Origin of the sequence: Ruegeria atlantica (assembly GCF_013032505.1) — a bacterium.
GTDB lineage: Bacteria > Pseudomonadota > Alphaproteobacteria > Rhodobacterales > Rhodobacteraceae > Ruegeria > Ruegeria atlantica_F.
Genome location: NZ_WQCG01000005.1, coordinates 45210 through 69998 on the forward strand (window position 1 = coordinate 45210; position 24789 = coordinate 69998).

Consider the following 24789-nt stretch of genomic DNA (forward strand, 5'->3'; position numbering starts at 1 on the left):
AATATCCGCTAAACGCGGTCTGACCCTAGATTTACTGGCGGATACCGACCGATGAAATTCACTCTTTCCTGGCTGAAAGACCACCTCGACACCGATGCGTCGGTGGATGAGATTGCAGAGACGCTGACCGATCTTGGACTGGAAGTCGAAGAGATCGTGAACCCTGCGGACCGTCTGGCAGGCTTTACGCTGGGCTATGTGAAGCACGCGGAAAAACATCCTGATGCCGACAAGCTGCGTGTGTGCACGGTCGCGACCGACGAGGGCGATCTGCAGATCATCTGCGGCGCGCCGAATGCGCGCGAAGGGATCACTGTCGTTGTCTGTAAACCCGGCATGTATATCCCCGGTCTGGACCTGACCATCAGCGTCGGCAAAATCCGCGGTGTCGAAAGCTATGGCATGATGGCCTCTGAGCGCGAGCTGGAGCTGTCGGACGAGCATGACGGCATCATCGAGCTACCCTCGGGCGAAGTGGGCGACAAGTTCGTCGACTGGCTGGCCGAAAACGAACCCGCGAAGGTCGATCCGATGATCGAAATCGCGATCACGCCGAACCGCCCTGATGCGCTGGGCGTGGCCGGGATCGCCCGCGACCTGGCTGCGCGCGGTGTTGGCACGCTAAAAGAGCGTGATTATGTGCCGGTGCCGGGTGATTTCGAAAGCCCGATCAAGGTGACAATTGATGAGGATACGCTGGACGACGCGCCGCATTTCACCGGTCGTCTGATCAAGGGCGTCAAAAACGGCCCCAGCCCGCAATGGCTGCAGGATCAGTTGAAGGCAATTGGTCTGCGTCCGATCTCGGCGTTGGTCGATATCACCAACTACATGACCTTCGACCAGAACCGTCCGTTGCACGTGTTCGACGCCGATAAGGTTCAGGGCAACCTGCGCGTTCACCGTGCCAATGGTGGCGAAAAGCTGGTGGCGTTGGACGAGAAGGAATACACCATGCAGCCCGGCATGATGGTGATTTCGGACGAAAAAGGTCCGGAATCTATTGCCGGCGTCATGGGTGGTGAGGAAACGGGCTGCACTGATGACACTGTGAATGTCTTCCTCGAAAGCGCATTCTGGGATTATGTGCAGATCGCTCTGACGGGCCGTGCACTCAAGATCAACTCGGACGCGCGTTACCGGTTCGAACGTGGCGTGGACCCGGAATACACGCTGGAAGGGTTAGAACACGCGACGCAGATGATCCTGGATATCTGCGGTGGTGAAGCCTCGAAAGTGGTCGAAGCTGGCAAGGTGCCGGATCATTCGCGTGCCTATAAGCTGGACGCTGAGCGTGTTAAGTCGCTGGTCGGCATGGACATTCCCGAGGCCGAGCAGCGCCAGACTCTGACGCGTTTGGGCTTCCGCCTTGAGGGTGAGATGGCGCATGTCCCCAGCTGGCGTCCCGATGTTATGGGTGAGGCCGATTTGGTGGAAGAGGTCGCCCGGATTGCATCTCTGACCAAACTGCAGGGTAAGCCGCTGCCGCGTATTACGGATGGTATTCCCAAGGCGGTGATGACCCCGTCGCAGCGGCGTCAGTCGATGGCACGTCGCACTTGTGCGGCGCTGGGGTACAACGAATGTGTCAGCTATACCTTCATCGATCAGGCCTCGGCCGCGTTGTTCGGTGGCGGGGATGAGGCGACGCAGCTTGAAAACCCGATCTCGTCCGAGATGAGCCATATGCGCCCCGATTTGCTGCCCGGCCTGTTGCAGGCTGCGGCACGAAATCAAGCGCGTGGCTATACCGATGTCGCGCTGTTCGAGGTTGGCCCGGTGTTTCACGATGGCGAGCCTGGCGATCAAAAAACCCAGATCACTGGCCTTTTGGTTGGGCGCAGCGGTCCCAAGGATGTGCACGGTGCTTCGCGCCCTGTCGATGTGTTTGACGCCAAAGCAGATGCCGAGGCTGTGCTGGCCGCAATCGGTGCGCCCGCTAAAGTGCAGGTCCTGCGCGACGGTGATGCGTGGTGGCATCCTGGCCGTCACGGCAAGATCTGTCTTGGCCCGAAAAAGGTGTTGGGCGTCTTTGGTGAGCTGCACCCGCGCGTGTTGCAGGCGATGGATATCAAAGGCCCTGCGATGGCTTTCACCATCTGGCCGGAAGAGGTGCCACTGCCACGTAAGTCCGGTGCCACCCGAGCGGCGCTGGAATTGCGCGATCTTCAGGCGGTCGAGCGTGACTTTGCCTTTGTCGTCGACGAGGGCGTCGAAGCGCTGACACTGGTGAACGCCGCAGCGGGTGCTGACAAGGCACTGATCGAGGACGTCCGGGTCTTTGACGAGTTTATCGGCGGTAGCCTGGGTGAGGGTAAGAAATCTCTGGCCATCACTGTTCGCCTCCAGCCGACGGATGCGACGCTAAAGGAAAAAGACATCGAAGCGGTGGCTGAGAAAATCATCGCGAAGGTCACCAAGGCGACTGGCGGCGTTCTGCGCGGGTGATGCCTGGCCGCATCCGGCTGGAGTTTTTTGAAAAGATGAAAGGGCGGCGGCGCCCTTTCTGTTTTTGCGGAGGAGCAAAAGATGCTGAACGTTTACCTATCCGGCGAAATCCATACCGATTGGCGGGAACAGATCATCGAGGGCGCTCAGGGTCTGGACATCACGTTCAACAGTCCTGTGACTGATCACGCGGCCAGCGATGACTGCGGTGTGGCCATTCTGGGGGCCGAGCCAAACAAGTATTGGCACGACCACAAAGGCGCAATGGTCAACGCGATCCGCACGCGCAAGGGCATCGCGGATGCCGATGTGGTCGTGGTCCGGTTCGGTGAAAAATACAAACAGTGGAACGCTGCATTTGACGCGGGTTACGCCGCGGCTCTGGGGAAATCACTGATTGTGCTGCACGGCCCTGATCACCAACACGCGTTGAAAGAGGTGGATGCGGCGGCGCTGGCCGTGGCCGAGCAACCGGGCCAAGTCGTTGATGTACTGCGCTATGTTCTGACGGGCGCGCTGCCAAAATAACTCACGCGACGTTTTCCTTGCGTGAATTCAGAGTGCTTTCTACCGTCTGCTTGGGCAGTACGGGGAGACATTCATGGAATTCGACTATGTCATCGTGGGCGGTGGGTCCGCCGGATGTGTTATGGCCGCGCGGCTGAGCGAAGATCCAGACACAAGCGTTTGCCTGCTTGAAGCGGGCGGAGCTGGCGAGGATCTGGTGATCCGGGCTCCGGCTCTTGTAGCAGCCATGGTTTCGGGGCGACCCAAGCTGAATAATTGGGCCTTTGAAACCGTGCGTCAGCCCGGGTTGAATGGTCGCAAAGGGTTTCAGCCGCGGGGCAAGGCATTGGGCGGGTCGTCGGCGATCAATGCGATGCTGTACGTGCGCGGTCACCCCAGCGACTATGATGAATGGGCGGATCTGGGATGCGAGGGTTGGGATTGGGAAAACGTCCTGCCCTACTTTCGAAAGTCCGAAGGCAATGAGCGCGGCGCGGATGACCTTCATGGCGGCGATGGTCCGTTGCAAGTGTCGAACCAGTCCGAGCCGCGCTCGATCTCACATGCCTTTGTGGAAGCCTGCGGCCAGCAGCAAATTCGCGAGACAGACGACTTCAACGGGCCGGAACAGGAAGGGGCGGGCTTGTATCAGGTCACGCAGTTCCACGGCGGAGAGCATAAGGGTGAACGTTGCTCGGCCGCGGCGGCCTATTTACGGGGCATCAAAACACGGCCAAATCTGACGATCATGACCGGGGTAGAAGCCGAGAAGATCCTTTTTGACAAAAAGCGCGCAACCGGTGTGTTGCTGCGTCGGAAGGGCAAAGCGGTCGAAGTGCGCGCCCGGCGGGAAGTTATCCTGTCCGGGGGCGCATTTGGTTCGCCGCAATTGCTGATGTTGTCAGGTATCGGGCCGGAAGCCGAGTTGAAGCAGCACGGTATCGCGGTTCAGCACGACTTGCCCGGCGTTGGTCAAAACCTGCAGGATCATCTGGACTATGTCCTCAGCTATCATTCGAAACGTAAAGACGTTGTTGGGCTTACACCTGGTGGCCTGTTGAAGTTGGCCAAGGCCGGCCTGGACTGGCGTCGCACCGGAGAGGGCCTGTTTGCCACCCCCTTTGCCGAAGGCGGCGCGTTTATCAAATCGGACCCTTCCGTCGCCAAGCCAGATCTTCAGCTTCATTTTGTTGTCGGCATCGTCGACGACCACATGCGAAAGATTCACTTGCCGCACGGGTTTTCGTGTCATGTCTGTGTCTTGCGCCCGTTCAGCCGCGGCAGTGTTGGGCTTAGCTCGGATCAGGCCGGAGAGCCGCCGCGCATTGATCCGGCTTATCTTAGCGATAACCGTGATCTGGATCTTTTGAAGCGCGGGGCGCGTGTTATGGAGTCAGTTCTAGAAGCTGAACCGCTTGAGCCGTGGCGGAAAAAGCGTCTCTATGCACATGACGGAAGCGACGAAGCGCTAGAAGCCGATATCAGGAACCGCGCCGATACGATTTATCACCCGGTCGGAACTTGTAAGATGGGGGTGGACGATATGGCGGTGGTGGACATCGAAGGCCGCGTTCATGGCGTTGATGGGCTGCGGGTTGTGGACGCATCGATCATGCCGACACTTATTGGTGGCAATACCAATGCGCCCACTATCATGATTGCAGAAAAGATCGCCGAAACAATCAATCGCGGGGCGGCGTAACCAAGCCTTTCTGCACCGCGGGGCGATTCAAGAACCGATCGAGATAAGCCAACAGATTTGCGTGGTCTTCCCAGCCGACAAGGTCGTGAGCATTGTAGAACTCAAGCCCGCGCAGCCACGGCGCGATTGCGATATCGGCAATTGAGTATTCATCGGCAATCCAATCGCGACCCTCAAGCTGTTGGTTCAGAACGTTCAGCAGCCGCTTGGCTTCGTTCACGTAACGCTCGCGCGGGCGCGGGTCCTCGATCTCGCTACCTGCGAATTTGTGGAAATATCCCAATTGCCCGAACATCGGACCGACGCCCCCCATCTGGAACATCACCCATTGGATCACGCGGTACTTGTCAGCTTTGGTCTGGCCCAGAAACTTCCCGCTTTTCTCTGCTAGGTAAATCAGGATTGCACCGCTTTCGAACAGGCTAATGGGTGTGCCATCAGGGCCGTTCGGGTCGATAATCGCCGGGATCTTGTTGTTTGGGTTCAGTGAAAGAAACTCGGGGCTTTTGACGTCCGTGTCTGAAAGGGTCACCCGGTGGGCTTCATAGGCCAAGCCGGTTTCTTCCAGCATGATTGACGCTTTGACGCCGTTGGGTGTGGGAAAAGAGTAGAGCTGAATCCTGTCTGGAAACTGCGCAGGCCAGCGGGCTGTAATCGGGTGAGAGGCGGTGTCCAGCATGGGGGCTCCTGTCATGGGTTGCCTGCAATAGTTAGGCATGGTGACCCTGTCTTGCCAGTGTTTGTGCTGTGCGTACCCGGTCAGGGCCTGTGTAATTGGGAACAACGGGGAAAACCTGTGTATCTCGCACCTAGACCGAAGCGCGCTTATGGACCACTATTCCGCCAATCCCGCGCCGAGAGACGCGGGTTCGCCGTGAATCGAAAGGAGATGCGCGTGGATGACGTCGTAACACAGGTGGGTGCATTCGCCCCGCTGATCATAAGCGCGGTCAAGGCGCTGTTCGTACTAATTCTTGGGTGGATCGTTGCTGGTGCCATTGCCGGCATGGTCCGCCGCCGGATCAATGCGACGCCGCAAATTGATCCGACACTTGGGAATTTTGTCGCCAGCTTGGTGAAGTGGGTCATACTGGCCATGGTGCTGGTTGCCGTCCTGGGCATCTTTGGCATTCAGGCGACAAGTATCGTCGCCATTCTGGGTGCTGCATCACTTGCCATCGGTCTGGCCCTGCAGGGAACTCTGAGCGATCTTGCTGCCGGTGTTATGCTGGTTGTCTTCCGTCCCTACAAGCTGGGTCAATATGTCGATATCGGCGGAACCGCGGGGACGGTGAAAGACCTGAACCTGTTCACGACTGAATTGGTGACGCCAGACAACGTCCAGATCATTGTGCCGAACGGCCAGTCCTGGGGATCAATCATCACCAACTACTCGGCTCATGACACGCGCCGCGTCGATCTGGTGTTCGGCATCGACTATGGTGACAGTGCAGATGAGGCAATGAAGATCATTCTGGATGTCGCCAAGGCTGATGAGCGCATCATGGATGACCCGGAACCGTGGGTTCGCGTGACCAATCTGGGCGACAGCTCGGTTGATCTGACAGCGCGCCTGTGGTGCGCGGCAGCGGATTATTGGGATGTGAAGTTCGATCTGACCAAAGCTGTCAAGGAAGCCTTTGACGCCAAAGGTGTTTCGATTCCCTACCCGCATTCGGTGGAAATCCACAAGGAAGGGTAAAGGCTCGCGCCCGTCGCGCGGGCATTGGAAATGCCCTCCTACGGTTGGGCCCGGCGCCGCGCTTTCAGCGCGGCGTTTCTTTTTGGGAAGCCAGGATCGTGGCCATAAACGAAAAGCGGCGCGCCAAAGGCGCGCCGCCATGCCCAACACTGTAAAGCAGCCGCTCTGCGGGTGCTTTCAGGGACGGGAGTGCTTCAGGCGTTGACGATTGCCTCGGGCGAGACAACGTCCAGACCCAGTGCCGTACCGACGGCTTCATAGGTCAACTGACCGGCATGTACGTTCAGGCCTGCCAGCAGATGCGGGTCGTCCTGACACGCTTTCTTCCAGCCTTTGCTTGCCAGCGAAAGCATGAACGGCATGGTCGCGTTGCCCAGTGCGATGGTCGAGGTGCGCGCAACTGCGCCCGGCATGTTGGCCACGCAGTAGTGCATGACGCCGTCAACTTCGTAGATCGGGTCCGCATGGGTGGTCGCCTTGGAGGTTTCAAAGCAGCCGCCCTGGTCGATGGCAACGTCAACCAAAACCGCGCCGGGTTTCATGGTGGACAACTGCGCGCGCGAGATCAGCTTGGGTGCCGCAGCGCCCGGGATCAGAACAGCACCGATAACCATGTCGGCATCCTGGATCAGCTCGGCCGTTGCGCCGGCTGTGGAGTACTGGCTTTTGAATGTGCCGCCGAAGACGTCGTCAAGGTAACGCAGGCGCGGCAGTGAGCGGTCCAACACGGTGACATCAGCGCCCATGCCTGCCGCGATCTTGGCCGCGTGGGTACCAACAACGCCGCCGCCGATCACGATGACCTTGGCCGGGCCGACACCCGGAACGCCGCCCATCAGAACGCCGCGGCCGCCATTTGCCTTTTGCAGGGTCCACGAACCAACCTGAGGTGCCAGGCGACCGGCAACTTCGGACATTGGCGCCAACAGCGGCAGGCCGCCGTTACGGTCGGTTACGGTTTCATAGGCAATTGCCGTGCAGCCTGATGCCAGCAGGTCGTGGGTCTGGTCTGGATCGGGTGCCAGGTGCAGATAGGTGAACAGCAGCTGACCTTCGCGCAGCATCTTGCGTTCAATCGCCTGGGGCTCTTTGACCTTTACGATCATGTCCGCGGTCGCGAACACTTCTTCTGCGGTGTCGACGATGCGGGCACCTGCAGCGATATACGAGTCGTTGTCAAAACCGGAACCCATGCCGGCATTGGTTTCAATGATAACTTCGTGGCCGCGCGCGACAGCTTCTTGCGCGGCGTTAGGCGTCATGCCAACACGAAATTCCTGGGGTTTGATTTCCTTGGGGCAACCGATTTTCATGTTTTGCTCCTCCATTCATAAACTGCCTAAATTATGGGCAACCTGGGATGCAATTTCTGTGAAACTCTGCCCGTCATTTGGTTTTTCTTTGCGATAATTTCCTGTAATGTTGCCTCATCTTGCAAAGGATGTGCGCGAATGAGCCTTGATACGACTGATAAAAAGATTCTGGCTGCCCTGCAGCGAAATGGCAGGATGTCGAATGCAGAACTGTCAGATCAGGTGAATCTGTCGCCCTCGGCCTGTCATCGTCGAGTCCAGCGACTTGAGGCCGAAGGGTACATTCGCAACTATGTGGCGCTGCTGGATGCACGCAAGATGAATGTCCCCACCACGGTGTTTGTCGAGATCACCCTGCAAGGTCAGGCAGAAGAGCTGTTGGACGCGTTCGAAAAAGCGGTGGCGCGTATTCCCGACGTTCTTGAATGTCACCTTATGGCAGGTACGGCAGACTATATTTTGAAAGTTGTTGCTGAGAATACCGAGGATTTCGCCCGCATTCACCGTCAATACCTTTCGCGGCTTCCCGGGGTGGCGCAGATGCAAAGCTCATTCGCACTGCGCACCGTGTTCAAAACGACCGCCTTGCCGGTGTGACTATCTGGCTGGCGCAGGGTGAACGGGGTCAGGTGCGCAGCTTCGAAACCGCACAGAGTATACCACCGATCCGTTTGAACTAAGCCATTTCGCTGGCAAAAGGGATGTAAAATGCCTCACCGCCATTGTGTGCTCATTTGTGTGGGGATACCGTCGGATACCCCCAAAATAGAACGGCCAAACGGGGACAGACCGGGCCAGTATGGCGGCATTGCGTCAATTCAGACGCTTGTATCCCGGCGCTGGTCAGTTCAATTATGGGAATGACCGTACATCTGCCTGTTTTCCGGCCCCGCGCCAACTTGGTATTGAACTTGCGCGGAGCGTTCATCAATTTATCTGATGACATCAGGCGGTCACACAACCTTGGTATGGTCGGAACCCGTTGACCAATAAGGAGCAGATCTTGGCTTACGAACACAATGATGCCCCCAAAGACTGGCTGGAAGCCGAGCTGGAAGACACGCTGGATGAAGATTTCGAGATTGAATTCAGCGAACCGATGCTGTCGATGGAAGTTCGCAAGATCTATAAGGAACAACATCCCGAAATGTTGGACCGCAAGGTCTATTTCCGGAACCTTCTGCGATTGCAGGCCGAATTGATCCGGGTCCAGGACTGGGTTCAACACACCGGTGCCAAAGTGTGCATTCTTTTCGAAGGGCGCGACAGTGCCGGTAAGGGTGGGGTGATCAAGCGCATCACCCAGCGCCTAAATCCGCGTGTTGCGCGTGTGGTCGCATTGCCCGCGCCCAGCCGCCGGGAGCAAAGCCAATGGTATTTTCAGCGCTATGTTCCGCATCTGCCGGCCGCCGGTGAAATCGTTCTGTTCGACCGGTCCTGGTACAACCGCGCAGGCGTTGAACGAGTCATGGGCTTTGCCAGCGAAGATCAGGTCGAACAGTTTTTTCAGGACGTTCCCGAATTCGAAAGAATGCTGGTGCGGTCGGGTATCATCTTGCTGAAATACTGGTTCTCGATCACCGACGAAGAACAGCAGTTGCGGTTCCTGATGCGCATTCACGATCCGATGAAGCAGTGGAAACTGTCCCCTATGGATCTGGAGTCGCGCATTCGGTGGGAGGCGTACACAAAGGCCAAAGAGGATATGTTGTTTCGTACGAACATTCCCGAAGCGCCGTGGTACATCGTCGAAGGCAATGACAAAAAGCGCGAACGCCTGAATTGTATCGAGCATCTACTGACTAAGATTCCGTATTCGGACGTACCGCAGGAAAAGGTCGATTTGCCGGACCGTAAGTACAATCCTGAGTATGAACGCCGGATTCTGCCGGACGAATTATACGTTCCTAAGGTCTATTGAAATCCCAGTTGGAATTGGTGCGAGGCAGGCTCATCCCCGCCTCGCACCATAGGGTTTGTTAAGCTGCGTCCATCATGCAGTCGAAGTCATAATAGTTGAACACAAAGACATCACCTGAATCGTTTCCGGACATGTCAGAACATGTGGTATCCACATCGTCCCCACCATTGTTGGCACCGGTCATCGTCATATCAAAGTCATCCGCTTCGGGTTCTGCATCGGCATAGTCTGAGTCGTTCCAGTCAAACTGGTCGAACTGTGCCTGCAGTGATTGGACAAAGGACCTTATCTCGGCAAGGAATTCCTGAACGTCAAAACAGGCGACTTGTTCCGGTTCCTCGGTTCCGGGTGTTTCCGGTTCTTCTGTCTCGGTGACATCGGTGTCGGGTGTTTCTGGCTCCGGTTCTTCTGTCTCGGTGACATCGGTGTCGGGTGTTTCTGGCTCCGGTTCTTCGGTTTCGGTGACGTCGGTGTCGGGTGTTTCCGGTTCCGGCTCCTCGGTCTCGGTGACGTTGGTGTCGGGCGTTTCGGGCTCCGGTTCTTCAGTCTCGGTGACGTCAGTGTCGGGCGTTTCCGGCCCCGGCCCTTCAGTCTCGGTGACATCAGTGTCAGGCGTTTCGGGTGCCGGTTCCTCTGGGTCGGTATCCGGTGTTTCGGCTACGGGTTCCTCTGGCTCGGTAACCTCGGGATCAGGTACTTCGGCCACGGGCTCTTCAGGCTGCGGGGTTTCTTCAACCGGTGGTGTCGGAGCCGGCGGTGTGGTGGAGCCATTGTCCAGCATAACTTCACCCTGGGTGGCGGCGAAGTTCTGCGTCACCATTACGGCATCGAAACCCTGCATGTCACCGGTTTCAATACCGATGCCAATGTATTTGAAATCCGGGTTCAGAATGTTCGCACGGTGACCGGGGCTGTTCATCAGGTTCTGATGAAGCTGCGCGACGTCATCGCTGATACCGGGCGCACCGCGCTCAGATTGCCAGGCGATGTTTTCACCTGATCGCCAGTTGCCCGAGAAATCGAACCCTGCCATTTCCATCCGCTGTGTGGCGCTGCTGCCACCCGAGCCGGTGTGGCTGAACCTGTCCGTTTCCAGCATCCACTCGCTGTGATCCTCGGACGAGTCGTTCAGGCGGGTTTCAAGCTGTAAGGGGTCCAGCCCGCGGGATGTACGCTCTTGGTTAATAAGCGCCAGCATTTCTCGTTCGATACTACTTGCAGTCGACATTTTTGCCTCCGATTGGTTTTTGTCGTGGTAGACGGCGCCAGTTACAAAGGCTGGATGCTGCGTTCATAGGGACGGAGTGCTTTAAGGCGAGTTTTGGCGGGGCAGTGCTACCGCCACGAGATTCGCTGCGCTGCAAAATGCCGGGCAAAATGTTGCTGAGGGGGAAATGGCAGCTTGTCGCGCGTAGGCGGCCCGAGTCGGCATAAATCATCCGACCCTGAAAACGACAAACCCCCGGGCGATGCCTCGGGGGTCGTCAAAAAGTGTCATCCAAAGCTGGACGAGCGAGGTTTTAGAGCAAACCTTCGCGCTGTGCTTTCTTACGTGCCAGTTTACGGGCACGACGGATCGCTTCAGCCTTCTCGCGCGCTTTTTTCTCGGACGGTTTCTCGAAATGTTGCTTAAGCTTCATTTCACGGAACACGCCTTCGCGCTGCAGCTTTTTCTTCAGGGCACGAAGCGCCTGATCGACGTTATTGTCGCGAACACTAACCTGCATGTGGTTGTCACCACCTTTCTAGATAGAGTTGCAAGGAAATTGCAGGAGTTGGCCGTATAGCAAAGCGCCTCTATCTTGTCTAGTACTGGCTCTGAGAACCGGAGAACCGCCATGACGACCACTTATGAAGATGCAAAACAGCAGCTTTTGGACGCAGTCTTGATCCATGTGCCGTTTGACGGCTGGTCCGAGGCCAGCTTTCGCGCGGCTATATTAGATTGCGATATGGATGACACTCTGGCGCGCGCGATCTGCCCCCGCGGCGCAGTTGATCTGGCGCTTGCGTTCCATGCGCGCGGCGACGCGGCGATGGAAGACCGCCTTAAATCCACGGACCTGAGCGATCTGAAGTTCCGAGAGCGAATCGCCGCCGCAGTTCGCTTTCGGCTTGAGGCTGTTCCGGACAAGGAACTGGTTCGCCGGGGCATGACGTTGTTTTCCCTGCCTACTCATGCAGCCGATGGGGCAAAAGCACTGTGGCAGACCTGTGATCTGATTTGGGACACGCTGGGAGATACATCGGACGATGTGAACTGGTACACAAAACGTGCGACATTGTCGGGTGTCTATTCCTCGACACTGCTGTTCTGGCTGGGCGACGATTCCCCCGATCACCAGAAAACATGGGAGTTTCTGGATCGGCGCATAGATAACGTTATGCAGATCGAAAAGATCAAAGCGCAGGTGAATGGTAACCCGCTGTTCAAACCGTTTCTGGCGGTTCCAAATTGGCTGGCCGGTCAGGTGAAGCCACCCTTGAAAATGAGGGCCGATTTGCCGGGGATGCTGAACCCGCGCAAGTAAGCGTCTGGGCCTTCCAGAAATTGCCTGCTAGGCATTGGGCAAAGGAGATTTGCCCATGACCCAGATGATGCGCGCTGTCGAAATCACCAAACCCGGTGGCCCGGATGTTCTGCAACTGACGGAACGCCCCGTGCCCGAACCGCAAGCCGGACAAGTGATCCTGAAAGTGGCCTATGCTGGCGTGAACCGCCCGGATGCGCTGCAGCGCGCCGGGGCATACGATCCGCCTCCGGGCGCCAGCGATTTGCCTGGGCTTGAGGCGTCGGGCGAGATTGTTGCCGTTGGTGCCGGGGTACAAGGTCTGGCAGTTGGCGATCAGGTTTGCGCATTGTTGCCTGGTGGTGGCTATGCGGAATATGTGGCCACCCCAGCCGCACATTGTCTGCCAGTTCCTTCGGGAATGGGGATGAAAGAAGCGGCCTGTCTGCCCGAAACCTTCTTCACTGTCTGGTCCAACGTCTTCACTCGTGGTGGGCTCAAAGCGGGCGAGCGTTTTCTGGTTCATGGCGGGTCAAGCGGAATTGGCACAACGGCTATTCAGCTGGCGAATGCGTTTGGCGCGCGGGTATTTGCAACGGCCGGGTCTGCTGAGAAGTGCGATGCTTGTGTGAGCCTTGGCGCCGAGAAGGCGATCAATTACCGGGACGAGGATTTTGTGGGTGTCATGCGCGCCGAAGGTGGGGCGAACCTGATCCTCGACATGGTTGGTGGCGACTATATCCCGCGTAACGTCAAAGCTCTGGCCGAGGATGGGCGTCTGGTTCAGATCGCCTTCCTGCAAGGTCCGAAGGTCGAGTTGAACTTTGCGATGATGATGGTCAAACGCCTGACCCTGACTGGCAGTACTTTGCGCCCTCAAAGTGATCTGGCAAAGGCGAAGATTGCGCAGGATCTGGGCGAAGCCGTCTGGCCATTGCTGGAGGCCGGGAAGGTGGCCCCTGTGATGGATAGTGAGTTCGATCTGGCGGATGCGTCAGCCGCCCATGCACGGATGGAAAGTTCGGGACATATCGGAAAGATCGTCCTGAAAGTCGCCGGCTAAAGCTTAGGCGCGGGTAGCTCCCGCGCTTTTTCAATCAGACCACCGCGCGGCGGTAGAGATGCCAGGTCGCGTGGCCCAAGACGGGCATGACGACGATCAGCCCCAACAACATCGGGATGGCTCCGATAATCAGCAAGGCCGCCACGATGAACCCCCACGCCAGAATGACACCTGGGTTATGCCGCAGCACCCGGACAGAAGTTACGACTGCAACCGGCAGGCCAACCTGACGGTCCAGCAAAAGCGGAAAGCTGACGACACTCACGGCCAATGCGACCAACGCAAACAGGAACCCGATCGCATTTCCGAAGATGATCATGGACCAGCCTGCTCCTGTGGTGAACACCTGAGTCACGAAGGCCCCGAATGAGGCGGGCAGATCAGGCCCTAGCGTATGCACGTATATGCTCTGTGCGACCATCAGCCAGACCAGCAACAGCATGACCAGATAAAAACCTAAAGCCAGAATCGCGCCAAACGATGGGGACCGGAATACGCCCAAGGCGTCCAACCAATGCACTTCGCCGCCTTGTTCACGTTTGCGGCTGATCTCGTAAAGGCCCACGGCGGCTATTGGACCCACAAGTGCGAATCCCATGATCAGCGGCGCCAGAAGCGGAACCATATTGCGGTTCAGGCCGAACCCGAACATCAACAAGCCCGCGATCGGGTAAACCAGTATGATGAAAATGGCATCCGCCCGCGTTTCCAGGAAATCGTTGTACCCGGCCTGTAAACAGGCCTTCAGATCCTGCATCGTCAGGGTTTGCACCTGCGGCAGATGCCGAGTTTCCGCGCTGCCGATGTGGTGCACGCTTTCGGTGATGTGATCGCCGGTTGCGCCAATGTTTCGGGCCGCCCAGCTAATTGGATTTCCAATTGTTTTGGCCATCTTGATCCCCTCCCTTTGCCAGTGCGCAGCGGGGTCAATCCGGCGTTGGTTGCCTTTGGCCGGACCAGCCGGCAACGCTCGGGACCTAGTATAGCACAGTTTTTCGCGCTGTGGTTGCGTGGCGGCAAAAACCTTCCAATTGCCCTGTTTCACAGTCGTGTTAGCTTGGCGTCAGGCAACAGGAGGTCAGCATGCAGCAAACGGCAAGAACCGTCGTCATTCACGAACACGGCGGCCCCGAAGTTCTGAAGATCGAAGACCGGCCCTTGGGCGATCCCGGACCCGGCGAGGTTCGCATTCGCCAAAGGGCATGTGGGTTGAACTTCATTGATGTTTACCAGCGCACCGGGCTGTATCCGCTGGATCTGCCGCATGCGCTGGGCATGGAAGCTGCAGGTGTGATTGAGGCCGTAGGTGAAGGTGTTACCCATCTGAAACCCGGCCAACGCGCAGCCTATGCCGCAGCCCCCGCCGGAGCTTATTGCGAAGCGCGCGTGATGCCTGCGGCGCAGGTATGCCCGTTGTCTGAAGGGATTTCCTTTGATGCGGCCGCGGCGATGATGCTCAAGGGGATGACGGTGGAGTATTTGTTTCATCGGACAACGCCCTTGAAACGCGGTGACACGGTTCTGTTCCATGCGGCAGCCGGTGGTGTTGGTTTGATTGCCTGCCAATGGGCCAAGTCCGAAGGTATCACCCTTATCGGAACCGCTGGAACGGATGAGAAATGCAGCCTTGCACAGTTCAACGGGGCCGCGCATTGCATCAACTATCGGACTGAGAACTTTGCCCAGCGTGTGGCAGAGATCACTGGTGGAAAGGGTGTGGATGTGGTGATGGACTCCATTGGCGCGGACACGTTCAATGGCTCGCTGGACTGCCTGAAACCTTTGGGGATGATGATCTCATTCGGCAACGCTTCGGGACCGGTTCCGTTGATGGATATCGGCATTCTGGGGAAGAAGGGTTCGTTGAAGATCACGCGGCCGACCCTGTTTACCCACATCTCGGACCATTCCGTCTGTCAGGCAATGGCGCGGCGGCTATTCGGTAAGGTCGAAGGCGGAGAGGTCAAAATCCACATCGACCAACGCTTTCCTCTTGCGGAAGTTGCCGAGGCGCACCGAGTGCTTGAAGCGCGTCAAACCACGGGCAGCACGGTTCTGGAACCGTAAGACTGCCTGGTCGCGAAACGGGAAGCGGCGGCAGAAAATCTGCCGCCGCTTTTTTTGGGGAATGTTTGCGATTTACTGCTGCAGTTCCGCCGGTGTCTTGTCGGAAATATCTTCCCAATTGGCGCTGGCCTGATCGATAAAGCCAGGGATGTCGCCTTCCCAGCGCTGCTGGATGTCCTGCGACAGGTTCAGGTACAGCTTGTTGTCGACGATCTTCCAGTAGTTCGGGTCACCGTCAAACTTGAAGCCCATCGCGGCACCAAAAGCGCAGTAGCCGCCGTATGCGGGCAGGTAGGCCTCGGGGTTTTCCTCGAATGCGGCTTTGTTTTCTTCATTGGCAAAGCGGTACATCGCGTCATTGTGCAGCGCGGTGATACGGTAGTCACCTTTCGTCGGCTGACCTTCGGTGAAATAGGCAACCGGGTCATAACCCTGCAAGGCCAGACCGGTCGAGCTTGCATTCAGTTCAACACCAGCGGCCCAAGCCGAACCTGCGATGGCAACAGACAGCGCAACGCCGCCAATAAGAGATTTGAACTTGTTCATTGTTTTCACCTTTCGTGAAGGGGCCGCCACGTCGCGCTGAAAATTGCGCCCAGACGACCCAAGAGTTTTTGTCCGTGAGACCCGCAATTGGTCGTCACGGAACCCAAGTGGGCAGGCAGGCCATCACGTTCAAAGCAATCAATTGTGAATGTGCAGAGGCGAATAGGTTCTGTTCACAAATGCAGAGTTGGCCTTAGGTGTCGGCCACGAACGCCAGAACGAATTCAGTAACTTTTTCGGCCGGCATTTCGCAGGGGCGAAGAAGTGATCCGTTTCTGGTCAGATAGATGTTCAGACTGATATAATCCCCGCCACCCATAGCGTGCGCGACAAGCTTCTGAGATTTACCGTCAGAGAATTCTGTTCGGTTGACGATGTATCGCTTGCCGTGGGCGTACCCGGTGATGAGCCCACCGGGATGGCGAAAAAGGCGGTCAGGAAGGCGTCCGAGGCGCTCAAGACTGTCCAATTTTTGGTTCAGTACCGGATTTGATGCGGGCGATATTCGCGCTGTGGCGCCAGTAGACCAACATGGTCAGGATACCTGTCAGTACCAGCGTCACTGAATTCGTCAGCAGAAGGACCCAAATAGTTGACATCGCGGCGGCTGCAAGTGCCGCAAGGGATGAGATACGCCATATTGCAGCAGCGACCAGCCAGGTCAGGCAACAGGCGACACCAACGCGCCAGTCCAACGCCAGCCAGATACCCAGGAACGTGGCGACCCCTTTGCCTCCCTTAAAGCCCAGCCAAACGGGGAAGCAATGACCCAATAATGCGGCCAGCGCTGCAATCTGCGCGGCATCCTCACCGGCAAGGGCACGCGCGACCAGAACAGCAACCCCGCCTTTTGCGGCATCTAAGATCAGGGTCAGGGCTGCGGCAGTTTTGTTGCCTGTCCGCAGAACATTGGTTGCGCCGATATTGCCCGAACCGATGTTGCGCAGATTGCCCAAGCCCATCACCTTGGCCAGGACCATGCCAAACGGGATCGACCCCATCAGATACCCAAAGGCCGCCCAGAGAATTAGCTGGGTCGTTGTGCTGTCAATGAAGGGCATCAGGGTCTCCGGTAAACTTCTTGGCCTGCAACGAAAGTTGCGGTGACCTTACCCTGCATCCGCTGACCGTCAAACGGTGTGTTCTGCGATTTCGATTTCAGCGAGAACCGGTCCAGCACAAAGGGTACATCTGGGTCAAATAGAACCAGATCTGCAGGTGCGCCTTCGGACAGGCGTCCGCTGTGCAAGCCCAGTCGTTTTGCCGGGTTCAGAGACATGGCACGGAACAATGTGGGCAGATCCAGCTGCCCGGCATGACACAGGCGCAGTGCCGCGGGCAACAACGTTTCAAGCGCCACCGCGCCCGAGGCCGCCTCTTCAAACGGTAGGCGCTTGCTTTCCTCGTCCTGAGGCGTGTGCATCGAACTGATTGTATCGATCAGGCCGGTCCGCACGGCTTCGATCACCGCTTGTCGGTCATCCTCGGATCGCAGCGGCGGTTTGACCTTGAAGAAGGTCCTATAGTCGGCCACATCCAACTCGTTCAGTGTCAGATGGTGGATCGACGTACCTGCGGTGATATCCAGACCGTTGCGTTTTGCGCGCTCAAGCGCGGGCAGGGCGCGGGCGGTGGTTATCTGGTCAGCGTGATAAGCGGCGCCGGTCATCTCAAGCAAGGCGATGTCGCGATCCAACCCCATCCGCTCGGCCATTGGGGAGACGGCAGGAAGGCCGCGCAGCACTGCAAACTTACCACTAGTCGCCGCGGCACCGTTGCTGAGAATGGGTTCTTGCGGGTGGGCGATGACCAGCGCCCCGCAAGCGCGGGCATAGGTCAGGGCGCGGGAAAACACCTTGGTGTTGGCGACGACATGGTCGCAATCTGTGAAAGCCACGGCTCCGGCATCCTGCAGGAACCCGATCTCGGTCATCTCGCGCCCTTCGCGGCCCTTGGTCAGCGCCGCCATAGGCAAGACATTGACAGGTGCGTCGGCCTGCGCTCGCCTGGTTGCGAATTCCAAGGTTTCCGGAGTGTCAACGGCAGGCAAAGTGTCAGGACGGGTCACGATCGTGGTCACGCCTCCGGCGGCGGCGGCCAGACCGGCGGACTTATAGCTTTCCTTGTGCCGCTCACCCGGCTCACAAACCTTGACGCCAATATCGACGATACCCGGGGCAAGGCAATGTCCTTTGCAATCAATGACTGCGCCGTCCAGCGCCGGAGCATCCCCTTCGCCGCGCCCAGCAATTCGACCCTCGGACACATGCAGCCACCCAAGGCTGTCTGTTCCGGCTTCCGGATCGATCAGGCGGGCGTTGGTGAAAATAGTGTTGCTCATGCCATTGCCCTTTCGATAGCGGCTTTGGTTGCAGCTGGATCTGCCTGATATTTGATCAGATGTTTGTCACCGCCCTTAGTGACAATCTGGACAAAACTGCCCATGATTTTGACCGCCTCAATCTGGTTCAGCGCCACATTGCGCGGGCCCGGGCCGGTTAGGGTGGTGTCCGTCATTTGCCACGACGCGGTCATTTCCTCCGAAGCCAGATACCATGCGCGGATACCGATTGCGGCCAAACCGGCAGGCGCCCCTGTCCAAGGATAGGGATTGCCGATCAACCACAGCACCATCATCGCGACGGCCATTGCCCCTGCGGCCAGCCATGTGTTTGTGCGGATATAGGCCCCCTTGTCGGGCGCAAAGGTCACAGGATCAGCCACAGGATGCCTCCGAGGACGAGCAGTGCCACCACCGCCAGCATGGCCGATCCGATGCGGCGGGGTTTGTCATCCTGTGTAGAAACTTGTGGGGCCGAGAACGGTTTTGCGCTATCGGTTTCAATCTTTCCGCCGGTCCAGTTTGTCGCCTCTTCGGTATAGAGGCCAATTAAGCGCATCTTCGGATTCGGTCGCAGCGTGGCTGCGCGCCCCTGAAACGCAGCACTGCGCACGACCATGACCCAACCTTCAACGCTCTCCAGTGCATCTCGATCCAGTTGATCTTTGGGTATGCCACATCCTTCGTTTAGATAGCCATAAAGACCCAGTTCCTCGAGGTCCGAGACAGGAAAGACGTCGATCTGGGCCAGATCCAGACCCTCGACACCCAGAATCTGGTCTGCCGCCCCGGGTTCGTGCAGGAACTTTGCCTCTTCCGGGCGCATGTCGAGTTGAAACAAGCGCAGGACGCCGTGTTCATGTGGGGCGACGTTCAGATCACTCATGCGGCCTCACCAAGGTTGCGGGCCAGCAGCTCCATTGCGGCCATGCGAACGGCGACGCCCATTTCGACCTGTTCCTGAATGACTGACCGGTTGATGTCGTCCGCCAGTGTTCCGTCAATCTCGACCCCGCGGTTCATCGGACCGGGGTGCATGACGATGGCGTCGGGTTTGGCCTGTGCCAGTTTCGCAGCGTCGAGGCCATAGCGGTGGTAGTATTCCCGCTCCGACGGGATAAAGCCGCCGTCCATCCGCTCTTTCTGGAGACGCAGCATCATGACGACGTCGACGTCCTTTAGACCTTCGTTCATGTCGTCGTAAATTTCGGCGCCAAAATCTGCGAATTGCGACGGAACCAATGTCGGCGGCCCGATCAGGCGAATACGGTTTTCCATCTTACCCAGCAGGATCAGGTTTGACCGGGCAACGCGGGAATGAGCGACATCGCCGCAGATCGCAATGTTCAGCCGGTGCAGGCGACCCTTGGCACGACGAATGGTCAAAGCATCCAGCAGAGCCTGCGTCGGGTGTTCGTGCTTACCATCGCCGGCGTTCAGTACAGCGCAATTCACTTTCTGCGCCAACAGATCAACGGCACCTGAATGTGGATGGCGTACCACCAACAGGTCTGGGTGCATTGCATTCAGCGTCATGGCCGTGTCGATCAGCGTCTCGCCTTTTTTGATCGAGCTGGCCTGCATCGCCATGTTCATCACGTCCGCGCCCAGCCGCTTGCCCGCGATTTCGAAACTGGCCTGCGTGCGGGTCGAATTCTCGAAGAACATGTTAATCTGCGTCAGGCCCGACAGAACGTCGGAATGCTTGGTCGACTGACGGTTCATGTCGACGTATTTCTCGGCCAGATCAAGGATGGCAGTGATATCGGATTGCGACAGATGTTCGATGCCAAGAAGGTGACGATGGGCGAAACGCATTGGCGGGCTCCTGTCTGACAATCGCGCCGCTTATAAGAAGCCACGCAGCCCAAGGCAACCTAAGGATCAGATCCTTCAGGCAGTTTCTCGCACCCGCCTTCGGGCAGACACTGTTCGCCGGGCTTGCACCACTTGCCGTATCCGCAGTCGATGGCCTTAACAGGAACACATCCTTGGTTTTTTGAACATTTGAATCCCTGACGGCACTGAGACCCGGTTTTTTCGCAGACAAACCAACCGGGGCGCGTGCATCCTCCCCCCGGCAGGCAGGACGATCCGGATCCGCAAATGCGACCGTCGTCACACGTCAGGGAAGGCAGTTCCAGAATGTCGGGCGTTATCTTCTCGCATTCCCCGCGGGCGTTGCAGGTGCTGCCGCCCGGGCAATCCAGACGCGATCTGCACTTATTTTGTCCGGCTGGGGCGCACCGGGTGCCGCCTGCCACGCAGCGTTCGAACGGGCCGCAGGTTCTGCCGCCACCGCAATAGGTGCCGCCCAATGGAATGCAGTGCCCGTCAAAGCTGCATCTTTGTCCGCCCGAGCAACACGTGCTGCCGCATTTGAATTGGCCCGCGCGACACTGGCCATATCTGTCTTTGAACTGCGCAGAAGCCGGACCGCTGAGAATGATCAGCAGCAAGCCAAGGAACAAGAATCGCAAAACAGACAACATGAATATGGCAATCGTCGGTGCGATGGACCGACCAATCAAGGTCTATCTGCTTTCCCTCGTTCAAAAGGTGGTTAGATTGAGGGATATGGAATCGGCTTTGGACTATCATACTGCCCGCGCCCTGCTGGAATGGCAGATCGAGCTGGGCGCAACGGATGCGATCGGTGACGCACCGGTTGACCGGTATGCGCTGCCTGATACAGCGCCCAAAGCCAAAAGAACCCAAAAAGCGCAGACCGCACCAGAAAAACCCAAACAGGTGGATCCGGTTGCTGTAGCAAGATCAGTTGCCCAAGCCGCGGGTACATTGGATCAGTTGCAGGCGGCCATGGACGCGTTTGACCATTGCGAATTGAAGAGAGGCGCACGACAGCTGGTCTTTGCTGACGGCACACCGGGTGCGAAGGTGATGGTAATCGGAGAAGCACCGGGTCGGGATGAGGACCGCGAGGGTAGGCCCTTTGTCGGGCGGGCCGGGCAATTGCTGGACCGCATGTTGGCTGCGATTGATCTGAACCGGGCGGAAAACGTCTATATCACTAACGTCCTGCCGTGGCGCCCACCGCAGAACCGGGATCCCAAACCCGAAGAGATTGGCATGCTGAAGCCGTTCCTGGAACGGCACGTCGCCTTGGCCAAGCCCGAGGTTTTGGTGGTGATGGGCAATATCAGCTGTCAGGCTGTTCTGGGTAAACGGGGGATCACACGGCTTCGCGGTCAGTGGGATCAGGCGATGGATCTACCGGTGATCCCGATGTTCCACCCAGCTTACCTGCTGCGACAGCCGCAGATGAAACGGCAGGCATGGGCCGATTTGCTGGAACTCAAAGCGCGGCTGGAGGGAAAGGCATGAAAATCCTCGCGTTCTCGGACCTGCATATGGCGCGCAATCGCGCGGCCGAGGTTGTCGCAGCCAGCGCCGAGGCCGATCTGGTGATTGGCGCAGGGGATTTCTGTAATATGCGGCAAGGGCTGGATGACGCGATGGCTATGCTTGCGGGTATTTCGGCTGCAATGGTCGTGGTGCCCGGCAATGCCGAAAGTGTGGAAGAACTGGAAGACGCCGCACCTGAAGGCGTGCACGTCCTGCACGGGACAGGTATGACGATGGATGGTCTGCGCCTGTTTGGGCTGGGCTACGGAGTGCCAGTTACGCCGTTTGGCGGCTGGTCTTGCGACCTGTCTGATCCCGAGGCGGCCGAGCTTCTGGACCGGTGTGACGGCACCGACATCCTGATCGCTCATTCCCCACCGAAGGGCCACGGCGATACTACGTCGATGGGCGATGCCGTAGGGTCGGTGGCGGTGCGAAACGCAATTGAACGCTTGCAGCCTCAATACGCGCTTTGCGGGCATATCCACGACAGTTGGGGATATCGCGGTACGATCGGAGTGACGCAGATCGCCAACCTTGGCCCCACGGTGAATTGGTTCGAGGTCACAACGTGATAGAAACAGTTACGTTGCTGGCGTTTATCCCAGCTGCAATTGCCCTGAATCTGACGCCCGGGGCCGATATGATGTTTTGCTTTGGGCAAGGTATTAGGTCCGGGCCTAAATCGGCAATCGCCGCCAGTGCAGGTATTTCTGCCGGGTCCATGGTTCACGTTCTGCTGGCAGGCCTTGGTCTTGGCGCAGCCGTGGCGACGATGCCCTGGTTGTTCGACGTGATCCGCTGGATGGGCGTAGCCTATCTGTTGTATCTCGCCTTGGGTGCATTTCGGAACGGGGTAGTCTCTGCGGACGCGCCGTCCGGACCCACGCAACTGGCATTCCGGGACGGTTTGGTCGTCAATCTGACGAACCCCAAAGTCATCCTGTTCGTTCTGGCCTTTATTCCGCAATTTGTGAATCCGGCAGCGGGCGCGATTCTGCTTCAGTTCCTGATTTTCGGATCAATCATTGCGCTGGGCGGCTTCGCAGTGAACGGACTAGTGGGAATTTTTGCCGGGGGTGCTGGGCGAGTGTTGATCGCGAACCCGCGCGCTTCGCGCATCATGGGCTGGGTGACCGGAGGGATTTTCACAGCCCTCGCGATCCGGCTTGCCATTTTGGAAAGGGCCTGAGGAAACATGTCGCGCATTGATGAGACCAAAGACTTCATTCCGGTCCGTATCGCCGTGCTAACCGTCTCGGACACGCGGTCGCTGGATGAAGATAAATCCGGCCAGACACTTGTGGACCGCATCGAACGCGCCGGGCATCACGTTGCTGACCGCAGCATCATTCAGGACGAACGCAGCAAGATCGCCGATCAGTTGCGGGCCTGGATCGCTAACCCGGAAATAGATGTGGTAATTTCCACCGGGGGTACCGGCCTGACGGGGCGCGACGTAACTGTCGAGGCGCATCGCGATGTCTATGAGAAGGAAATCGAGGCTTTCGGCACGGTGTTCACAATTATTTCCATGGAAAAGATCGGCACTTCCGCCGTTCAATCGCGGGCAACTGGCGGCGTGGCAGGCGGCACATATCTATTTGCATTGCCGGGCAGTCCGGGCGCTTGCAAGGACGCTTGGGACGGGATTTTGGAAAAGCAGTTCGACTATCGCCACCGTCCCTGTAATTTCGTCGAAATAATGCCCAGATTGGACGAACATTTGCGACGGAAGTAGACTGGTCGCGCGTTTAAACGTTCATAACCGCTTTGTGGCTTGGCATTTTTTATTGTCCAGCTACCTTTTGCGAATGGCAGCCTGATGCAACCGGGGTGAATTTTATATGCGATTTCTGAGGCAAAGCCTTGTTGGAGTCTTTCTGGCGTCGCTGACGCTAGCCCTGTTGTTTGTGGCGGCACAGATGATTTCGGGCGCTGTACAGGACGTTCTGACACGGGAAGAGTCCGCTCCGCAGTCGCGCGAACGTGTATTCGCGGTGTCTGTTCGGCCTGCGGAACTGGTAACCGTGACTCCTTATCTTGAAGCATTCGGTGAGGTGCAAAGCCGCCGCAGGCTGGAACTGCGCGCGGCTTTGGGGGGGCGCGTGGTCGGGCTGGCCGATGATTTCGAAGATGGCGGTGTTGTGACAGCAAATGAGGTTCTGGTTGAACTTGATCCTGCTGATGCCCAGTCCGCGCTGGACCGGGCAAAATCCGATTTGCTGGACGCGCAGTTTGAAGAGCGTGACGCTGAACGGTCGCTGCTGCTGGCGCAGGACGAGTTGAACTCGGCCGAGGCGCAGGCGGAGTTGCGTGGGCGTGCCTTGCAGCGTCAGCAGGATTTGCAGACACGTGGCGTCGGTGCCGCAGCTGCTGTGGAAGAGGCAGAGCTTGCAAAAGCAGCTGCCCAGCAAGCGGTGCTGGCGCGGCGTATTGCGCTGGCTCAGGCAGAATCGCGCGTCGATCAGGCGACCACCCTGTTGGCCCGCGCGCGTATTGCGCTTGAGGCCGCAGAGCGCGATCTGGACGACATGACAATCCGCGCCCGGTTTGCGGGGACGTTGACGGATGTAACGCTGGTCGAAGGTCGGCTGGTGTCTGCGAACGAAAAACTGGCTGAACTCGTCGACCCTGACGCGTTGGAAGTGGCTTTCCGCGTCTCGACCGCGCAATACGTTCGATTGCTGGACGCAGCTGGCGACCTGATCGACGCGCCGGTTACCGTCTCGCTTGAGGTTACCGGCACCGACCTGACCGCCCAAGGCCGCATCAGTCGTGATAGCGGCTCGGCGGGCGAAGGACAGACCGGGCGTTTGATCTATGCCCGCCTAGACGATGCGTCGGGGTTCAAGCCGGGCGATTTTGTTACGGTCACTGTGCAGGAACAACCGCTGGACAATGTTGTGCGGTTGCCCTCTTCGGCTCTGGATGCCGTTGGGACGGTGTTGGTATTGGACGATGGCGACAGACTTGAGGCACTGCCGGTGCAGCTGATCCGGCGTCAGGGCGATGAAGTCTTATTGCGTGGTGACGGTTTGGTGGGGCGCGAGGTTGTAATAGGCCGCACTCCGCTGTTGGGATCAGGCGTGCGTGTGCGGCCATTGCGGATAGATGACAGCGCCGGGGCTGCACCGGATATGGTTGAGCTGTCTGTGGAACAGCGCGCTAAGTTGGTAGCTCAGGTTGAGGCCAGCACCCGCATGCCCAAGGACGTCAAAGAACGGGTTCTGGGTCAATTGAGCGAGGCCAAGGTGCCCGCCTCGCTTGTCCAGCGGCTTGAAAACAGGGCGGGGGGCTAAG

The 24789-nt window shown here is 58.0% G+C and carries 26 protein-coding genes; 14 read left to right on the forward strand and 12 right to left on the reverse strand.

The window, feature by feature from the left end:
- Positions 1-51: 51 nt before the first annotated feature.
- The 3 genes from pheT to GOW92_RS17460 all read left to right on the forward strand — a co-directional run bounded on the left by pheT (position 52) and on the right by GOW92_RS17460 (position 4657).
- The gene (pheT, locus tag GOW92_RS17450; protein ID WP_170562526.1) at positions 52-2448 is read left to right on the forward strand and encodes a phenylalanine--tRNA ligase subunit beta; all 2397 of its coding nucleotides are present in this window, start codon (positions 52-54) and stop codon (positions 2446-2448) included.
- Positions 2449-2529: 81 nt separating this feature from the next.
- Positions 2530-2976 carry a YtoQ family protein gene (locus GOW92_RS17455; RefSeq protein WP_170562529.1) on the forward strand — a complete coding sequence of 149 codons (447 nt, stop codon included), beginning with the start codon at positions 2530-2532 and terminating at the stop codon, positions 2974-2976.
- Between the two features lie 73 nt (positions 2977-3049).
- Positions 3050-4657, forward strand: a complete 1608-nt coding sequence (locus tag GOW92_RS17460) for a GMC family oxidoreductase (RefSeq protein WP_170562531.1) — start codon at positions 3050-3052, stop codon at positions 4655-4657.
- Here the strand turns inward: GOW92_RS17460 and GOW92_RS17465 are convergent.
- Entirely contained in the window at positions 4638-5336 is a 699-nt protein-coding gene (locus GOW92_RS17465; protein ID WP_170562534.1) for a glutathione S-transferase family protein, read from the reverse strand. The genes GOW92_RS17460 and GOW92_RS17465 overlap by 20 nt on opposite strands.
- Before the next feature lie 210 nt (positions 5337-5546).
- Between GOW92_RS17465 and GOW92_RS17470 the strand changes: the two genes are divergently transcribed.
- Positions 5547-6359 carry a mechanosensitive ion channel family protein gene (locus tag GOW92_RS17470; protein ID WP_174822549.1) on the forward strand — a complete coding sequence of 271 codons (813 nt, stop codon included), beginning with the start codon at positions 5547-5549 and terminating at the stop codon, positions 6357-6359.
- A 194-nt stretch (positions 6360-6553) separates the two neighbouring features.
- Here the strand turns inward: GOW92_RS17470 and ald are convergent, their stop codons facing one another.
- Positions 6554-7672: an alanine dehydrogenase gene (gene ald, locus GOW92_RS17475; protein ID WP_170562540.1), complete on the reverse strand. Its 1119-nt coding sequence runs from the start codon at positions 7670-7672 to the stop codon at positions 6554-6556.
- Between the two features lie 138 nt (positions 7673-7810).
- Between ald and GOW92_RS17480 the strand changes: the two genes are divergently transcribed.
- A complete protein-coding gene (locus GOW92_RS17480) occupies positions 7811-8269 on the forward strand; it encodes an Lrp/AsnC family transcriptional regulator (protein WP_170562543.1) in 459 nt (152 codons plus the stop codon).
- Between the two features lie 406 nt (positions 8270-8675).
- A complete protein-coding gene (gene ppk2 / locus GOW92_RS17485) occupies positions 8676-9593 on the forward strand; it encodes a polyphosphate kinase 2 (protein ID WP_170562548.1) in 918 nt (305 codons plus the stop codon).
- A gap of 58 nt (positions 9594-9651) precedes the next feature.
- Here ppk2 and GOW92_RS17490 read toward each other — a convergent pair whose 3' ends face one another.
- Both GOW92_RS17490 and rpsU read right to left on the reverse strand, forming a co-directional pair.
- Positions 9652-10821, reverse strand: coding sequence for a CAP domain-containing protein (locus GOW92_RS17490; RefSeq protein WP_170562551.1), 1170 nt, complete (start codon positions 10819-10821; stop codon positions 9652-9654).
- A 292-nt stretch (positions 10822-11113) separates the two neighbouring features.
- On the reverse strand, positions 11114-11320 hold the full coding sequence (gene rpsU, locus GOW92_RS17495; protein WP_005614280.1) for a 30S ribosomal protein S21: 207 nt from the start codon (positions 11318-11320) through the stop codon (positions 11114-11116).
- A gap of 111 nt (positions 11321-11431) precedes the next feature.
- Here rpsU and GOW92_RS17500 point away from each other — a divergent pair, with 111 nt between their 5' ends.
- Entirely contained in the window at positions 11432-12124 is a 693-nt protein-coding gene (locus tag GOW92_RS17500; RefSeq protein ID WP_170562554.1) for a COQ9 family protein, read from the forward strand.
- A gap of 55 nt (positions 12125-12179) precedes the next feature.
- Positions 12180-13166: an NAD(P)H-quinone oxidoreductase gene (locus GOW92_RS17505; RefSeq protein WP_170562558.1), complete on the forward strand. Its 987-nt coding sequence runs from the start codon at positions 12180-12182 to the stop codon at positions 13164-13166.
- 34 nt (positions 13167-13200) lie between these two features.
- Here the strand turns inward: GOW92_RS17505 and GOW92_RS17510 are convergent, their stop codons facing one another.
- On the reverse strand, positions 13201-14058 hold the full coding sequence (locus GOW92_RS17510) for a DUF2189 domain-containing protein (protein ID WP_170562561.1): 858 nt from the start codon (positions 14056-14058) through the stop codon (positions 13201-13203).
- Between the two features lie 191 nt (positions 14059-14249).
- On the opposite strand from GOW92_RS17510, the gene GOW92_RS17515 reads away from it, so the two are divergent.
- Positions 14250-15233 (forward strand): quinone oxidoreductase family protein, encoded by a 984-nt coding sequence (locus GOW92_RS17515; RefSeq protein ID WP_170562564.1) that lies wholly within the window; start codon positions 14250-14252, stop codon positions 15231-15233.
- A 72-nt stretch (positions 15234-15305) separates the two neighbouring features.
- Here GOW92_RS17515 and GOW92_RS17520 read toward each other — a convergent pair whose 3' ends face one another.
- The 7 genes from GOW92_RS17520 to GOW92_RS17550 form a co-directional block, all read right to left on the reverse strand.
- Positions 15306-15779, reverse strand: coding sequence for a YHS domain-containing (seleno)protein (locus GOW92_RS17520; RefSeq protein WP_170562567.1), 474 nt, complete (start codon positions 15777-15779; stop codon positions 15306-15308).
- Positions 15780-15972: 193 nt separating this feature from the next.
- Positions 15973-16248 (reverse strand): hypothetical protein, encoded by a 276-nt coding sequence (locus GOW92_RS17525; RefSeq protein ID WP_368040303.1) that lies wholly within the window; start codon positions 16246-16248, stop codon positions 15973-15975.
- Complete coding sequence (plsY, locus tag GOW92_RS17530) at positions 16235-16840, reverse strand: glycerol-3-phosphate 1-O-acyltransferase PlsY (RefSeq protein ID WP_170562570.1); 606 nt, start codon at positions 16838-16840, stop codon at positions 16235-16237. The genes GOW92_RS17525 and plsY overlap by 14 nt, the downstream gene beginning before the upstream one ends.
- Complete coding sequence (gene pyrC / locus GOW92_RS17535) at positions 16840-18120, reverse strand: dihydroorotase (protein ID WP_170562573.1); 1281 nt, start codon at positions 18118-18120, stop codon at positions 16840-16842. The genes plsY and pyrC overlap by 1 nt, the downstream gene beginning before the upstream one ends.
- Positions 18117-18503, reverse strand: coding sequence for a hypothetical protein (locus tag GOW92_RS17540; protein ID WP_368040304.1), 387 nt, complete (start codon positions 18501-18503; stop codon positions 18117-18119). Before GOW92_RS17540 ends, pyrC begins: the two co-directional genes overlap by 4 nt.
- A complete protein-coding gene (locus GOW92_RS17545; protein ID WP_170562576.1) occupies positions 18488-19006 on the reverse strand; it encodes a hypothetical protein in 519 nt (172 codons plus the stop codon). Before GOW92_RS17545 ends, GOW92_RS17540 begins: the two co-directional genes overlap by 16 nt.
- Complete coding sequence (locus tag GOW92_RS17550; RefSeq protein ID WP_170562579.1) at positions 19003-19938, reverse strand: aspartate carbamoyltransferase catalytic subunit; 936 nt, start codon at positions 19936-19938, stop codon at positions 19003-19005. Before GOW92_RS17550 ends, GOW92_RS17545 begins: the two co-directional genes overlap by 4 nt.
- Positions 19939-20697: 759 nt before the next feature.
- Between GOW92_RS17550 and GOW92_RS17555 the strand changes: the two genes are divergently transcribed.
- From GOW92_RS17555 to GOW92_RS17575, 5 genes are all read left to right on the forward strand, one after another.
- The gene (locus tag GOW92_RS17555; protein ID WP_170563227.1) at positions 20698-21465 is read left to right on the forward strand and encodes a uracil-DNA glycosylase; all 768 of its coding nucleotides are present in this window, start codon (positions 20698-20700) and stop codon (positions 21463-21465) included.
- The gene (locus GOW92_RS17560) at positions 21462-22061 is read left to right on the forward strand and encodes a metallophosphoesterase family protein (protein ID WP_170562582.1); all 600 of its coding nucleotides are present in this window, start codon (positions 21462-21464) and stop codon (positions 22059-22061) included. The genes GOW92_RS17555 and GOW92_RS17560 overlap by 4 nt, the downstream gene beginning before the upstream one ends.
- The gene (locus GOW92_RS17565) at positions 22058-22678 is read left to right on the forward strand and encodes a LysE family translocator (RefSeq protein WP_170562585.1); all 621 of its coding nucleotides are present in this window, start codon (positions 22058-22060) and stop codon (positions 22676-22678) included. Before GOW92_RS17560 ends, GOW92_RS17565 begins: the two co-directional genes overlap by 4 nt.
- A gap of 6 nt (positions 22679-22684) precedes the next feature.
- Complete coding sequence (moaB, locus tag GOW92_RS17570; protein ID WP_170562589.1) at positions 22685-23227, forward strand: molybdenum cofactor biosynthesis protein B; 543 nt, start codon at positions 22685-22687, stop codon at positions 23225-23227.
- A 106-nt stretch (positions 23228-23333) separates the two neighbouring features.
- Positions 23334-24788, forward strand: coding sequence for an efflux RND transporter periplasmic adaptor subunit (locus tag GOW92_RS17575; RefSeq protein WP_170562592.1), 1455 nt, complete (start codon positions 23334-23336; stop codon positions 24786-24788).
- The last annotated feature ends 1 nt before the right edge of the window (position 24789 follow it).

Bases quoted from the DNA above. Each gene is read 5' to 3' on its own strand.
- pheT (WP_170562526.1), top strand. From the start codon at position 52: ATGAAATTCACTCTTTCCTGGCTGAAAGACCACCTCGACACCGATGCG.
- GOW92_RS17455 (WP_170562529.1), top strand. From the start codon at position 2,530: ATGCTGAACGTTTACCTATCCGGCGAAATCCATACCGATTGGCGGGAA.
- GOW92_RS17460 (WP_170562531.1), top strand. From the start codon at position 3,050: ATGGAATTCGACTATGTCATCGTGGGCGGTGGGTCCGCCGGATGTGTT.
- GOW92_RS17465 (WP_170562534.1), bottom strand. From the start codon at position 5,336: ATGCTGGACACCGCCTCTCACCCGATTACAGCCCGCTGGCCTGCGCAG.
- GOW92_RS17470 (WP_174822549.1), top strand. From the start codon at position 5,547: ATGCGCGTGGATGACGTCGTAACACAGGTGGGTGCATTCGCCCCGCTG.
- ald (WP_170562540.1), bottom strand. From the start codon at position 7,672: ATGAAAATCGGTTGCCCCAAGGAAATCAAACCCCAGGAATTTCGTGTT.
- GOW92_RS17480 (WP_170562543.1), top strand. From the start codon at position 7,811: ATGAGCCTTGATACGACTGATAAAAAGATTCTGGCTGCCCTGCAGCGA.
- GOW92_RS17490 (WP_170562551.1), bottom strand. From the start codon at position 10,821: ATGTCGACTGCAAGTAGTATCGAACGAGAAATGCTGGCGCTTATTAAC.
- rpsU (WP_005614280.1), bottom strand. From the start codon at position 11,320: ATGCAGGTTAGTGTTCGCGACAATAACGTCGATCAGGCGCTTCGTGCC.
- GOW92_RS17500 (WP_170562554.1), top strand. From the start codon at position 11,432: ATGACGACCACTTATGAAGATGCAAAACAGCAGCTTTTGGACGCAGTC.
- GOW92_RS17505 (WP_170562558.1), top strand. From the start codon at position 12,180: ATGACCCAGATGATGCGCGCTGTCGAAATCACCAAACCCGGTGGCCCG.
- GOW92_RS17510 (WP_170562561.1), bottom strand. From the start codon at position 14,058: ATGGCCAAAACAATTGGAAATCCAATTAGCTGGGCGGCCCGAAACATT.
- GOW92_RS17515 (WP_170562564.1), top strand. From the start codon at position 14,250: ATGCAGCAAACGGCAAGAACCGTCGTCATTCACGAACACGGCGGCCCC.
- GOW92_RS17520 (WP_170562567.1), bottom strand. From the start codon at position 15,779: ATGAACAAGTTCAAATCTCTTATTGGCGGCGTTGCGCTGTCTGTTGCC.
- plsY (WP_170562570.1), bottom strand. From the start codon at position 16,840: ATGCCCTTCATTGACAGCACAACGACCCAGCTAATTCTCTGGGCGGCC.
- pyrC (WP_170562573.1), bottom strand. From the start codon at position 18,120: ATGAGCAACACTATTTTCACCAACGCCCGCCTGATCGATCCGGAAGCC.
- GOW92_RS17545 (WP_170562576.1), bottom strand. From the start codon at position 19,006: ATGAGTGATCTGAACGTCGCCCCACATGAACACGGCGTCCTGCGCTTG.
- GOW92_RS17550 (WP_170562579.1), bottom strand. From the start codon at position 19,938: ATGCGTTTCGCCCATCGTCACCTTCTTGGCATCGAACATCTGTCGCAA.
- GOW92_RS17555 (WP_170563227.1), top strand. From the start codon at position 20,698: ATGGAATCGGCTTTGGACTATCATACTGCCCGCGCCCTGCTGGAATGG.
- GOW92_RS17560 (WP_170562582.1), top strand. From the start codon at position 21,462: ATGAAAATCCTCGCGTTCTCGGACCTGCATATGGCGCGCAATCGCGCG.
- moaB (WP_170562589.1), top strand. From the start codon at position 22,685: ATGTCGCGCATTGATGAGACCAAAGACTTCATTCCGGTCCGTATCGCC.
- GOW92_RS17575 (WP_170562592.1), top strand. From the start codon at position 23,334: ATGCGATTTCTGAGGCAAAGCCTTGTTGGAGTCTTTCTGGCGTCGCTG.